The 12,072-nt window shown below is 75.6% G+C and carries 11 protein-coding genes; 5 read left to right on the top strand and 6 right to left on the bottom strand.

What is annotated here, in order from left to right:
- Window positions 1-115: 115 nt before the first annotated feature.
- On the bottom strand, window positions 116-1,420 hold the full coding sequence (locus V6U77_RS00710; RefSeq protein ID WP_442934346.1) for an AI-2E family transporter: 1,305 nt from the start codon (window positions 1,418-1,420) through the stop codon (window positions 116-118).
- A 153-nt stretch (window positions 1,421-1,573) separates the two neighbouring features.
- Between V6U77_RS00710 and V6U77_RS00715 the strand changes: the two genes are divergently transcribed.
- Together V6U77_RS00715 and V6U77_RS00720 are read left to right on the top strand one after the other, a co-directional pair.
- On the top strand, window positions 1,574-1,912 hold the full coding sequence (locus tag V6U77_RS00715) for a GroES family chaperonin (protein ID WP_088998164.1): 339 nt from the start codon (window positions 1,574-1,576) through the stop codon (window positions 1,910-1,912).
- Window positions 1,913-2,012: 100 nt separating this feature from the next.
- The gene (locus V6U77_RS00720) at window positions 2,013-2,180 is read left to right on the top strand and encodes a hypothetical protein (RefSeq protein WP_334604077.1); all 168 of its coding nucleotides are present in this window, start codon (window positions 2,013-2,015) and stop codon (window positions 2,178-2,180) included.
- 63 nt (window positions 2,181-2,243) lie between these two features.
- On the opposite strand, the gene V6U77_RS00725 is transcribed toward V6U77_RS00720, so the two are convergent.
- Window positions 2,244-3,734: a PrsW family intramembrane metalloprotease gene (locus tag V6U77_RS00725; RefSeq protein WP_334604078.1), complete on the bottom strand. Its 1,491-nt coding sequence runs from the start codon at window positions 3,732-3,734 to the stop codon at window positions 2,244-2,246.
- Window positions 3,735-3,847: 113 nt separating this feature from the next.
- A complete protein-coding gene (locus V6U77_RS00730; RefSeq protein ID WP_334604079.1) occupies window positions 3,848-4,786 on the bottom strand; it encodes a DMT family transporter in 939 nt (312 codons plus the stop codon).
- Between V6U77_RS00730 and V6U77_RS00735 the strand changes: the two genes are divergently transcribed.
- On the top strand, window positions 4,785-6,176 hold the full coding sequence (locus V6U77_RS00735; RefSeq protein ID WP_334604080.1) for an aminotransferase-like domain-containing protein: 1,392 nt from the start codon (window positions 4,785-4,787) through the stop codon (window positions 6,174-6,176). The two genes, V6U77_RS00730 and V6U77_RS00735, sit on opposite strands and share 2 nt — an antisense overlap.
- A gap of 84 nt (window positions 6,177-6,260) precedes the next feature.
- Here the strand turns inward: V6U77_RS00735 and V6U77_RS00740 are convergent, their stop codons facing one another.
- The gene (locus V6U77_RS00740) at window positions 6,261-7,517 is read right to left on the bottom strand and encodes an FUSC family protein (protein WP_334604220.1); all 1,257 of its coding nucleotides are present in this window, start codon (window positions 7,515-7,517) and stop codon (window positions 6,261-6,263) included.
- Window positions 7,518-7,591: 74 nt separating this feature from the next.
- On the opposite strand from V6U77_RS00740, the gene V6U77_RS00745 reads away from it, so the two are divergent.
- Window positions 7,592-8,233 (top strand): HD domain-containing protein, encoded by a 642-nt coding sequence (locus V6U77_RS00745; protein WP_334604081.1) that lies wholly within the window; start codon window positions 7,592-7,594, stop codon window positions 8,231-8,233.
- Between the two features lie 51 nt (window positions 8,234-8,284).
- On the opposite strand, the gene V6U77_RS00750 is transcribed toward V6U77_RS00745, so the two are convergent.
- Window positions 8,285-8,614 (bottom strand): DUF4031 domain-containing protein, encoded by a 330-nt coding sequence (locus V6U77_RS00750; RefSeq protein WP_334604082.1) that lies wholly within the window; start codon window positions 8,612-8,614, stop codon window positions 8,285-8,287.
- A gap of 103 nt (window positions 8,615-8,717) precedes the next feature.
- Here V6U77_RS00750 and V6U77_RS00755 point away from each other — a divergent pair, with 103 nt between their 5' ends.
- Window positions 8,718-10,118 carry an FAD-binding oxidoreductase gene (locus V6U77_RS00755; protein ID WP_334604083.1) on the top strand — a complete coding sequence of 467 codons (1,401 nt, stop codon included), beginning with the start codon at window positions 8,718-8,720 and terminating at the stop codon, window positions 10,116-10,118.
- A gap of 99 nt (window positions 10,119-10,217) precedes the next feature.
- Here V6U77_RS00755 and V6U77_RS00760 read toward each other — a convergent pair whose 3' ends face one another.
- Window positions 10,218-12,035, bottom strand: a complete 1,818-nt coding sequence (locus V6U77_RS00760; protein ID WP_334604221.1) for a glycerol-3-phosphate dehydrogenase/oxidase — start codon at window positions 12,033-12,035, stop codon at window positions 10,218-10,220.
- Between the last annotated feature and the right edge of the window lie 37 nt (window positions 12,036-12,072).

Raw genomic sequence — 12,072 nt, forward strand, 5'->3', positions numbered from 1 at the left:
CCCGTCGGCCTCGACCCTGCCCTGGCCGGCCCGGGCCTGCGACGCCGGGAGGGCGGCCTCCCCCGGTGGGGAGACCGCCCTCTCGGCGGCTGTGGGGGTCGCGCCCCGCGCGGGGTCAGGGGGCCTGGGAGGCCACCACGACCGCGTCGGGCGGGGTGTCCGGGACGGTGCGGGCGGCGAGCCGGCGGACAGCCGTGTTGAGCACGGCGATCAGCGGCACCGAGACCAGCGCGCCGGTGATCCCGGCGAGCACCACGCCGGCCGCGATGCCGATGATGACGGCGAGCGGGTGGATGGCCACCGCCCGGCCCATGATCAGCGGCTGGAGGAGGTGCCCCTCCACCTGCTGCACCCCGATCACCGCGCCGAGGATGATCAGCGCGGTCACGGGGCCGCTGTCGACGAGCGCCACCAGGACCGCGACGACGCCCGACAGGGTCGCCCCGACGATCGGGATGAACGCCCCCAGGAAGACCAGCGCGGCGAGCGGGAAGGCGAACGGGATGTCGAAGATGACCAGGAAGACGCCGATGCCGACCGCGTCGATGAAGGCGACCAGCACGGTCGCCCGGACGTAGGCGACCAGGGTCGACCAGGACGCCCGCCCGGCGTCGTCGACCTTCCAGCGGGCGGCCACCGGCAGCAGCCGGACCAGGAAGCGCCAGATCTTGTTGCCGTCGCGCAGGAAGAAGAAGGTGGCGAAGAGCACCAGCAGCGTGCCGGTCAGCACCTCAGCCAGCGTGGCGGCCGTGGAGAGGGCGCCGCTGGTGAACCTCTCGGTGTTGTTGTTGATCCACTTCTGGCCCTCCTCGATGTAGTTGTCGAGTTGGCCGTCGGAGAGGTGCAGCGGGCCGGTCTTCAGCCAGTCCTGGATCTGCCGGACGCCCTCCGAGGACTTCTTGCTCAGCTCCGGCACGCCCTGGATGAACTCGTTCACCACCAGCGTCAGCGTGCCGATCACCCCGGCCAGGCCGCCCACCAGGACCACCGCCGTCGCCAGGGACCGGGGGAGGCGGGCCCGCAGCAGCCAGCCGACCGCCGGCGCGAGCAACGCCGAGAGCAGCAGGGCGACGGCCAGAGGGATGACCACGATCCGGACGGTGCCGACGATCTTCAGAAGCGCCCAGGCCACGACGCCGATCACGATCAGCCGCCAGGACCAGGCGGCGGCGATCCGCAACGCGTGCGGCACGTCCGCGTCGTCCCGGCTGGCGGTCGAGTTGTGCATCGCCCCGGGCGGCGGGGCGCCGACCACGGTCGCGGACGACGCCGCCACCGGGCCGGGGGACGTCGGCGAGGCCACGCCGGCCGTTTCGGGATCGTCGGCCGGGTCCGTGCGCCGTGTGCGCGCCGCCTCCCGGCCCGACTCGTACGCGCGACGGAGCCGTCCGCGTATCTGCTCGAAGCGGCTCAAGCGCACCTCCTGGCATGAGAACCGGCTCGCCCACGCCGGTGGGCGGACAGGATACGTCCGACGACGCCACCGTAGGGCAGGTCCGCCACCCATTGCCCCCGGCCCCCGGCGCGTAACCGCCCCACGGGGGGCCGACCGGGACACGGTAGCGTTTCCGGCGTGACCGCCGACCAGAATCTCGACTCCGGGCTGCCGATCCGCCTGCTGCACGACCGCGTGCTGGTGCGGATGGAGGGCAGCGAGGGTGAGCGACGCTCGACCGCCGGCATCGTGATCCCGGCGACCGCCGCCGTGGGCAAGCGCCTGGCCTGGGCCACCGCCGTGGGGGTGGGGCCGAACGTGCGCGCCATCGTCTCGGGCGACCGGGTCCTCTTCGACCCCGACGACCGCTCCGAGGTCGAACTGCACGGCCGCGGGTACGTCCTGCTGCGCGAGCGCGACGTGCACGCCGTGGCAGCCGAGCGGGTCGAGAACGACTCCACCGGCCTCTATCTCTGACCCCTGTCCCCCGCCCCGCCCGCCCGGATGAGGGCGCTGGTGCCGTTTGCGTCGTCCCCGGCCGGGAAGCCAGCCGCACCACCGGCCCTGGGGAGGGACGATGCCGGTACTCGTGAAGAAGATTCTGCTGTGGGGAAGCGTCGCGTTCCTGATCTACTTCATGGCCTTCCGGCCGGACGGCGCGGCGGAGATGTTCAAGGCGATCGGGGCGGGGCTGATGGCGATGGCGCAGGGCCTCGGTGACTTCCTCACCAGCCTCATGACCTGACGACCGGGGCCGGCCTCGACGGGCGGCCCCGGCGTCGGGTCAGGGCTCGACGGGCGGCCCGCGTCAGGGGTGCCCGGGGGGCCACGGCGCCGGTGGGCGCTGGCCGTACCAGCCGGGCGGGCCGAAACCGGCCGGGTGCGCCGGGGGCGGCGGTGGGACGAGCACCACGGGGATCGGCACCACCGGCTCGTCGGGCGCCTCGACCGAGCGCTGCGTGCCGTCCGGGAAGCGCAGGTGGTAGCGCTGCCCGTCCCAGATCCCCGCCGGCACCTGCGGGTCGCGGCCCACGAAGAACGACCGGTACGCGCCGATCGCCTCCAGCAGCTCCCGTTCCTCCTGCGCGGAGCGCTCCCGGTCCGCGGGGCGCCGGTCCAGGCCGCGCAGCGCGCCGTCGCGCAGCAGCGCCAGCCGGGTCGCCGCGAACTGGTAGCCGCGCATCGCCCTCAGGCCGCCGTCGCCGGCCACCCGCTTGGCCCACACCCGGGCCGCGTGCCGCCGGCCCAGACTGCTCAGCGCGGCCACCTCGGGCGGGGTGAGCCAGCCCGCCCGGACGTAGTCGGGGAGGGTCCGCTCGGTGAGCCGCCCCTCCCAGGCCCGCAGCCACAGGGCGAGCCCGACCATGGCGAAGAAGACCGGCACCATCACGCCGATGAAGCCGTACAGCATGATCAGTGTCTGGCCGGTGGCCTGGGTGAGCGTCGGCAGCAGGTTCCACAGCCCGTGCAGCATCATCGCCAGGAGCAGGCCGGCGAGTGGGGCGAGCACGCGGACCCACCGGCTGGCGGCGCGCGCGGCGATGCCCAGCCCCACCCCCGTCATGGAGGTGAAGAGCGGGTGGGCGAAGCCGAAGAGCAGGATCCGGACGATGAAGATGGCGATGACCTGCTGGGTGCCGGTCGCCGGCCCATAGCGCTCCACGCCGGTGGCGTAGCCGTAGCCGCCCAGGTAGAGGATGTTCTCCACCATCGCGAACCCGACGGCGGAGAGCCCGCAGTAGACCAGGGCGTCGGTGATCCCGGAGATCTCCCGGCGGCGGAAGATCAGCAGCAGGATCGGCCCGAGGGCCTTGGTCAGCTCCTCGATGAACGGCGCGACCAGCACCGCCGTCAGCGCGGTCGGCAGCCCCCAGTCCTCGAACAGCCCGGCGGAGAACTCGTTGACGGTCAGCGAGGCGGCGGTGGAGACGAACGCCCCCCAGGCGAAACAGAAGACCAGGTACTTCAGGGGTTCCGGTTCGTAGCGGTCGAGCCAGAGGAAACAGCCCACCAGCACCGGGACCGGGAGGATCGCGGCGACGACGCCGATCAGCAGCGCCTCGACGCCGAGGTTCTCGCCCAGCGTGAAGACCATGAACAGCGCGCAGGCCGCGATGAACAGCACGGTGCCGGCCAGCACCACGGCCCTTCGCCACCCCAGCCGCCGCAGCGGCATCCGGGGCCCGGCCCCGACCGGCGACGGGACGGCGGGCGCGGTCGGCGACGGCAGGGGCGCGCCGGGCGGGGTGTCTGCCATGCGGTCAGCGTAGCCATCCCCGACCGGCCGGTCCGGCCGCATCGACCCGGCCGAGCTGCCGGCCGGTCACGAGCGCCGGCGTCAGGCCCCGGCTCGCCGGCCGGCACCCCTCGGCGAGTTCGCGGTGGGTCGGGTCTCGACGCCGGTGCGCCGGGTCAGACCTTCCGGGCCACGGGTGCCGGTGACCCGGCGCGGGTGCGTTGGGTCAGCACGACGCACGCCAGCACCACCAGCGCCGCCGCGACGGAGGCGGTGGTGACGGCCTCGCCGAGCAGCAGCGCCGACCAGGCCAGGGTGAGCACCGGCTGCGCGAGCTGGATCTGGCCGACCTGGGCGACGCCGCCCCGGGCCAGGCCCGCGTACCAGGCGAAGAAGCCCAGGAACATGGAGACCGCCGTGAGGTAGCCGAACGCCGACCAGGCGACCGCGTCGGCGCGCGGAGGAGCGGCCACGGCGGCGACGACCGCGACGGGCACGGTGACGGGCAGCGAGAGCAGCAACGCCCAGCAGATGGTCCGCGCGCCGCCCAGCTCGCGGGCGAGCGCGCCGCCCTCGGCGTACCCCAGGCCGCAGAGCACGACCGCCGCGAGCAGGAACAGGTCGGGCGGCGAGAGGGCACCGCGCACCGCGCCGCTGACGCCCAGAAAGGTGAGCACCGCCAGCAGCCCGCCGCCGCTCGCGACCCAGAACAGCGGCGGCGGTCGCTCCCCGGCCCGCAGCACCGCGAACACGGCGGTCGTGGCGGGTAGCACGGTGATGACGACCGCGCCGTGCGCGGAGGTCTGCGTGGTGAGCGCCAGCGAGGTGAAGAGGGGGAAGCCGACGACCACGCCGAGGGCGACGACCGCCAGCCGCCGCCACTGACCGGCGGTGGGCCGCGACGCGCCGGTGGACCGCAGGTAGGCCCAGGCCAGCAGCGCCGCGCCGACGGCCCGGCCGAAGGCGACGAACCACGGGTCGAGCTGCTGCACGGCGACGCGGGTCGCGGGCAGCGACATGCTGAAGGCGAGCACGCCCAGTGCGCCGAGGACCAGACCGACCGTCCGGTCCACCGTTACCGCGGTCCGGACAGTAGCGCTACTCTTGTCGTTCATGAATGACGGTAGCGCAGCCGACCGCGTCAGCCAAGATCTGCGGGGGCTGGTGGCGGCTGCGGAGCCCGGCACGCTGCTGCCCTCGGTACGCGAGCTGACCGCCCGGCACCAGGCGTCGCCGGTCACCGTCGCCGAGGCTGTACGACAGCTGGTGGCCGAGGGTCTGGTCGAGACGCGGCCCGGCCGGGGCACGTTCGTGGCCGCCCGGCCCCGCGAGCGGCGCGCGGCCGACCTGTCCTGGCAGACCGTGGCGCTCGGGCCCCGCCGGCCGGGCGAGGAGGAGATGCAGGCGCTACTGGCGTTACCGCCCGCTGGGGCGATACCGCTGGCCGGCGGCTACCTGGACGCGGAGCTCCAGCCGGCCGCCGCGCTCGGTGCCGCGCTCACGCGCGCCGCCCGGCAGCCCGCGTCCTGGCAGCGCGGGCCGACGGAGGGGCGCGAGGACCTGCGCGCCTGGTTCGCCCGCGAGGCCGGGGCCGGGCTACGCGCCGAGGACATGGTGATCTGCCCCGGCGGACAGGCCGCGCTGTCGTCCGCGCTGCGGGCGCTCGCCGCCGCCGGCGACACCCTGCTCGTCGAGTCCCCCACCTACCTCGGCGCACTGGCCGCCGCCCGGGCGGCCGGCCTCCGGGTGGTGCCGGTGCCCGCCGACGCCGACGGCGTACGGCCCGACCAGCTCGTCGCCGCTCTCGCCCGCACCGGCGCCCGGCTGTTCTACTGCCAGCCGCTCTACGCCAACCCGCACGGCGCGACACTGGCCGCTCACCGCCGCACCCGGGTGGCCGAGGCCGTACGCGATGCCGGGGCGTTCCTGATCGAGGACGACTACGCCCGCGACCTCACCATCGACGGCCAGGCCCCGCCGCCGCTGGCCGCCGACGACCCCGACGGTCACGTCGTCTACCTGCGTTCGCTGACGAAGTCGACCGCTCCCGGGCTGCGCGTCGCCGCGATCGGCGCCCGCGGCCCGGCCGGTGCCCGGCTGCGGGCGGCCCGGCTGCTGGACGACTTCTTCGTCGCCGGACCGCTGCAACAGGCCGCGCTCGAGTTCGTCACCGCCCCGGCCTGGGCGCGTCACCGCCGCGGCCTGCGCACGGCGCTGCGGGCACGCCGCGAGGCGCTGCTGGCCGCGCTACGCCGGCACCTCCCGGAACTCGCCCGGCAGCCGGTCCCGCGCGGCGGGATGCACCTCTGGGTCCGCCTCGCCGAGGGCACCGACGACGTGGCGTTGGCTGCCGCCGCGGCCGCCGAGGGGGTCGTCGTCCTGCCCGGCCGCCCCTGGTACGCCGCCGAGCCCCCGGCCCCCCACCTGCGCCTCACCTACGCCGCCGCCCCGCCCGACCGCATGGACGAGGCCGTCCGCCGCCTCGCCCGCGCCCTGGAGGCCTGACGGGGGACACTCGCCCGCGCCTGGAGGCCCGACCGGGGACACTCGCCCGCGCCCTGCGGGTCTGAGCGGTCGACGGTGCGCGGGTCAGCCCAGCGGCGGGGCGGCGGGCGGCTTCGGGGTGTCGTCCCGCTCCCCCTCGCCGCGCGGCCGGTCCTGGTCGCCGAAGGACTGTCGGACCCCGCGGTTCGCCTCCTCCTGGCTGATGCCGGAGGCCACCATCAGGTCACTCGCGGTGGTGCGCACCTGCGCGACCACCACGCTGCCGGAGAAGCCGACCCCCTCGGCGTACGCCCGGCCGGCCTCGCTGACGGCCCGCAGCGCCCGCTCCCGGGCCTGCTCCGGCTCGTCGCCGACGGCGAACTCGTGCTTGAGCTGGCGTACCGACTCGGCGAGATGGGCCACCGCGTCCGGCAACGACTCCGGGATGGGCTCCTCGTCCTCGATCAGGGTCACCGCGCGCCGGGTCAGGGTGCCGGCGTTGCGCATCGCCCGGTCGATCGGGCCGGCGGCCTCCGCGTAGTGGGTCAGCTCGTCGCGCCGGTGCCACCGGGCGGGCGAGAGCATGGCGGTCTCCTTCGCCCCCTCGATGGCCTCGGTGAAGGCGCCCAGTTCCTCCTGGTTGTTGCGGAGCCGGTCCAGGGCCCGCTGGGCCTTCTCCCGGTCCCGGTCCCGCAGGGCGTCCGCCGCGGCGTCGAGCTGGCCGGCGAGCAGGTCCAGGGCCGGCCGGGCGGCCCGGTTGACGACCCGCAGCGGATTGAGCGGCAGCAGGACCGCGGTGACCAGGAGCGCGATGCCGCCGCCGACGAACGCGTCGATGAACCGGGGGATCTCCAGGTTCTCGGTCGACGGGCTGAGCGTCACGATCAGCACCGCCGTGGCCGCCGCCTGGATGACGATGGCCACGCTCGCGCCCGCGAAGATGGTCAGCACGATGGCCAGGGTGACCACCAGGCCGAGCTGCCACGGGCCGGTGCCGAGCAGGTAGATGAGGAAGTCGCCGACGGCGACTCCGATCGCCACCCCGGCGATCAGCTCCACCGTGCGGCGGAACCGCTGGCCGACCGAGGCGGCGAGGGTGCCGACCGCGGAGATCGGCGCGAAGACCGGCTGCGGGTTGCCCAGCAGTTCGTGCGCCGCGACCCAGGACAGCCCGGCGGCGAGGCCGGCCTGCACGGCGAGGCCCATCGCCATCCGCAGCCGGTGCAGGCGGTCGTGCAGGGTGGTCCTGCCGCGCTCCCGCAGGTACGCCACCGTCTGGGCGATCCGGGCGCCGTCCACGTCCGTGGCCCGGTCACGCAGGACGGCTCGTCGCACCAGTGAGGGTCGACGGTCCCGCGCCACGGCCATGGCGGGGACTACCCGTGCCGAGCCCGGTGAATCCTTGGCGGCGCTGACGGTACGGCAGACTCGTCGGCGTGGATGACCTTCTCGACCGGTGGCGGGCCGCGGCCCGGGGTGCCGGGGCGACCGACGCCGCTGCGCTGAGCCGGGTCGGGGCGGATCTGCTGGCCCGCTGGCGGGAGCCGCACCGGCACTACCACGACGCCGACCACCTGGCGGCCGTCCTCGACGTGGTCGACGCGCACGCGTCGGCCGCCCGGCGACCGGACCTGGTGCGCCTCGCGGCCTGGTGCCACGACGCCGTCTATGATCCGCGCGCCCTGGGCGACACCAACGAGCGCGACAGCGCGACGCTCGCCGGCACCCTGCTCACCCGGGCGGGCCTGCCGGCCGACGCCGTGGCCGAGGTGCGCCGGCTGGTGCTGCTCACCGCCGGGCACGCCGTGGACCCGGGTGACGCCGACGGGGCGCTGCTCTGTGACGCCGACCTGGCCGTCCTGGCGGCGCCGCCCGAGGCGTACGACCGCTACGCCGCCGCGATCCGCCGGGAGTACGCGCACGTGCCCGAGCCCGCCTTCCGGGCCGGCCGGGCCCGGGTACTGGTCGGACTGCTCGCCCTGCCGGCGCTGTTCCGGCTGCCGCCACTGGCCCGGCGCTGGGAGGCCCGGGCCCGCGCCAACCTCACCCGCGAGCTGTCCGCCCTGCCCCCCGCCTGACCCGCGCCCAGGGAGGCCCCGCACGGTCGCCGACCGCACGGCGGCCGCGGGTCACCGCGCGGGCAGGGCGGGGAGCGCGGGACCGCCGGACGGGCCGGGGGCGGGCGGGCCGGGGCGCGGGCGGGTCAGGTGCTTGGGGCGGCGCAGGCCGGCCTGGCGGAGCAGGCGCACCAACTCCCGGCTCGGCACCACCCGGGCGCCCAACCAGACCGCCATGGCGAACCGGTCGGCGGGGATGTCGTAGTGGTCCCGGTCGAACCCCCGGCGGGGCACGCCCAGCGCCTCGGCGAAGGCGTGCAGCTCGGCCGCGGAGACGTCGCTGATCAGATGGGACCAGAGCCGCCCCCGCCACGGCCAGGCGGGCCGGTCCAGGTAGAGCATGTCGGCCAAAATACCCGGGCCCGAGAGCGCGCGGTGGAGGCCGGCCGGGTCCCCGGCGCCGACCGGTTGGTGATCGCGCGGCGGCGACCGTAGCCTCGGCGACATGGCCGGATCCCCCCTCCTCGACGACCTGCGGGCGGCGCTCGGCGCCGACGCCGTGCTGACCGACCCGGACCTGTTGCGGATGCACGAGCGCGACGAGGCCGACCTCTGCGCCTCCGGCACGCCCCTGGTCGTGGTCCGTCCCCGCAGCACCGCGCAGGTCTCCGCCGCACTGCGGGCGGCCGCGCGGCACGGCGTACCGGTGGTGCCGCAGGGTGCCCGCACGGGGCTGGCCGGCGCGGCCAACGCCGTCGCCGGGGCGATGGTGCTGAGCACCGTCGCGATGGACGCGGTCCTGGAGATCGACCCCGTCAGCCGCATCGCGGTGGTCCAGCCGGGTGTGGTCAACGCGACGCTCGCCGCCGCCGTGGCGAAGCAGGGGCTGTGGTACCCGCCCGACCCCGGCTCGTGGGAGTCGTCGACGATCGGCGGGAACGTCGCCACCAACGCCGGCGGCATGTGCTGCGTCAAGTACGGCGTCACCACCGAGTACGTGCTGGGCCTGGAGGTCGTGCTCGCCTCCGGCGAGGTGCTGCGCACCGGCCGGCGTACCGCCAAGGGCGTGGCGGGGTACGACCTCACCCGGCTCTTCGTCGGCTCCGAGGGCACCCTCGGGGTGATCACCGAGGTGACCGTGGCGCTGCGACCCGCGCCGGCGGAGTCGCTGACCATGGTGGCCGTCTTCCCGTCCACGGCCGCCGCCGGCGCGGCCGTCGCCGAGATCTCCGCCCGTGGGCTCTCCCCCAGCCTGCTGGAGCTGCTCGACCGGACGCACCTGCGGGCGATCGAGGCGTACCGGCCGATGGGGCTGCGGACGGACGCCCAGGCGCTGCTGCTGGCCGCCGCCGACACCGGCTCCCGCGCGGCCGACGACCTGGCCGGCCTGGCCGCGGTCTGCGAGGCGGCCGGCGCCGACGAGGTCTACGCGGCCACCGACGCCGTGGAGGCGGCGGCCCTGTTGCAGGCCCGCCGGCTCGCGCACCCGGCGATGGAGAAGTTCGCGGCGGAGACCTACCCGGGCGGCAACGGCGGCCTGGTCATCGACGACGTGGCCGTGCCCCGGGGCGCGTTGGCGGCTCTGCTCGACGGGGTGGCCCGGATCGCGGCCGAGTGCGACGTGCCGATCGGCGTCGTCGGCCACGCCGGGGACGGCAACATGCACCCGAACATCGTGGTGGACCGGGCCGACCCGGCGAGCGTCGAACGCGGCCGGCGCGCGTTCGACGAGATCATGCGCCTCGGCCTGGACCTCGGCGGCACGTGCACCGGCGAGCACGGCGTGGGTCTGCTGAAGCGGGACTGGCTGGCCCGCGAGATCGGCCCGGTGGGCGTCCGGGTGCACCACGCGATCAAGGCCGCGCTGGACCCGGAAGGCCTGCTCAACCCCGGCAAGGTCCTCTGACCCGACCTCCGCGGGTCCTCCGGCGGGCAGGGCTCGTCAGGTGGGTCATCTCGGCCGGGGTGGCCTGCGTGCGCAGCAGCGTGGACCGGGGCTGCGCGCTCAGCGGGACGAGGACGGCACTTCGGCCTGGTCGTCGTCCGCGCCGCGGTCCGCCGCGAAGCCCCGTACGTCGGGCGCGCCGAGCCGGGCGGCGTCGGCGGTGGCGTCGTCGGGCATCAGCTGGGACTGCCGTTCCGCCTCCACCCGGGCCCGGTAGTGCTCCACCTCGCGGGCCCGGGTGGCCTCGTCCCAGCCGAGCACCGCGCCCATCAGCTCGGCCGCGTGACCCACCGACTCCAGGCCCCGGTGTGCCGTCTCGAAGGAGATCCGGGTCCGCCGGGTGAGCACGTCCTCCAGGTGCAGCGCCCCCTCGGCCCGGGCCGCGTACGTCACCTCGGCGGCCAGGTATTCCGGGGCGCCGGCCAGCGGGGAGGCGAGCAGCGGGTCCGCGTCGATCAGCGCGAGCAGATCGCGGGTGAGGGTGCCGTAGCGCTCCAGCAGGTGCTCGACCACCCCGACCGGCATCCCGTGCCGGCGCGCCAGGTCCGCCCGGTCCCGCCACGTCGCCGCGTAGCCGTCGGCACCGAGCAGCGGCAGGTCGGCGGTGCGGGAGGGGCGTACGGCACCGAGCCGGTGGGCGGCCCGGTCGACCACGTCGGAGGCCATCACCCGGTACGTCGTGTACTTGCCGCCGGCGACCAGCAGCAGACCGAGCATCGGCTCGAAGACGGCGTGCTCGCGGGAGAGCTTGGAGGTGGAGTCGGCCTCGCCGGCCAGCAGGGGGCGCAGCCCGGCGTAGACGCCCTCGATGTCGGCCGTCGTGAGCGGCCGGTCGAGCACCGTGTTGACCTGTTCCAGCAGGTATTCGATGTCCCGGGCGGAGGCAGCCGGGTGGGACCGGTCCAGCCGCCAGTCGGTGTCGGTGGTGCCGATGATCCAGTGCCCGCCCCACGGGATGACGAAGAGCACGCTGGTGGCCGTACGCAGGATCAGCCCTGCCTCACCGGTGATCGCCGAGCGGGGCACCACCAGGTGCACGCCCTTGGAGGCCCGGACGCGGATGCCGGGGCGCAGCCCGACGTCGTTCAGCATCCGCGACATGTCGTCGCTCCACACGCCGGTGGCGGCGATGACGGTGCGGGCGCGTACCTCGAACTCGGCGTCCGGGTCGCCGGGGGGCGCCTCCAGGTCGCGGATCCGGACGCCGGTGACCTCGCGGGCCTGCCGGATCAGCCCGACCGCCCGGGTGCTGTTCACCACGGTCGCGCCGAGGCTGGCCGCCGTGCGGGCCAGGGTCACCACCAGCCGCGCGTCGTCGACCTGCCCGTCGTAGTAGCGGATCGCGCCGGCCACCGCGTCGGAGCGCAGGCTGGGAAAGACGCGGCGGGCGCCCTCGCGGCTCAGGTGCCGGTGCAGCGGCATGCCGCGACCACCACCGAAGATCCCGGCGAAGGCGTCGTAGGCCGCCACGCCGGCGCCGTAGTAGGAGCGGCGCAACACCCGCGCCGGCAGGCCGCGCACGCCCTGTCCGTCGGGCAGCGGGACCAGGATGGGCACCGGCCGGACCAGGTGCGGGGCCAGCCGGGTGGCGAGCAGCCCGCGCTCGGTGAGCGCCTCGTGCACGAGGTGGAACTCCAACTGCTCCAGGTAGCGCAGGCCCCCGTGGATGAGCTTGCTGGAGCGGCTGGAGGTGCCGGCGGCGTAGTCGCGCGCCTCCACCAGGGCCACCTTCAACCCGCGCGAGGCCGCGTCCAGGGCGGCGCCCGCCCCGGTCGCACCACCGCCGATGACCAGCACGTCGAAGCGTTCGGCCCGCAGGCGGCGCAGGTCGGCGGCCCGCCGCTCGGGGGAGAGCTGGCCGGCCGTCGTTCGGGACACGTTGGGGTCACGCACCCGTCCACGGTAACGGTCGCCG

The organism is Micromonospora sp. CPCC 205546 (assembly GCF_036902715.1).
Classification (GTDB): Bacteria; Actinomycetota; Actinomycetes; order Mycobacteriales; family Micromonosporaceae; genus Micromonospora.

Bases quoted from the DNA above. Each gene is read 5' to 3' on its own strand.
- V6U77_RS00720 (WP_334604077.1), top strand. From the start codon at position 2,013: ATGCCGGTACTCGTGAAGAAGATTCTGCTGTGGGGAAGCGTCGCGTTC.
- V6U77_RS00725 (WP_334604078.1), bottom strand. From the start codon at position 3,734: ATGCGGCCGGACCGGCCGGTCGGGGATGGCTACGCTGACCGCATGGCA.
- V6U77_RS00735 (WP_334604080.1), top strand. From the start codon at position 4,785: ATGAATGACGGTAGCGCAGCCGACCGCGTCAGCCAAGATCTGCGGGGG.
- V6U77_RS00730 (WP_334604079.1), bottom strand. From the start codon at position 4,786: ATGAACGACAAGAGTAGCGCTACTGTCCGGACCGCGGTAACGGTGGAC.
- V6U77_RS00750 (WP_334604082.1), bottom strand. From the start codon at position 8,614: ATGCTCTACCTGGACCGGCCCGCCTGGCCGTGGCGGGGGCGGCTCTGG.
- V6U77_RS00755 (WP_334604083.1), top strand. From the start codon at position 8,718: ATGGCCGGATCCCCCCTCCTCGACGACCTGCGGGCGGCGCTCGGCGCC.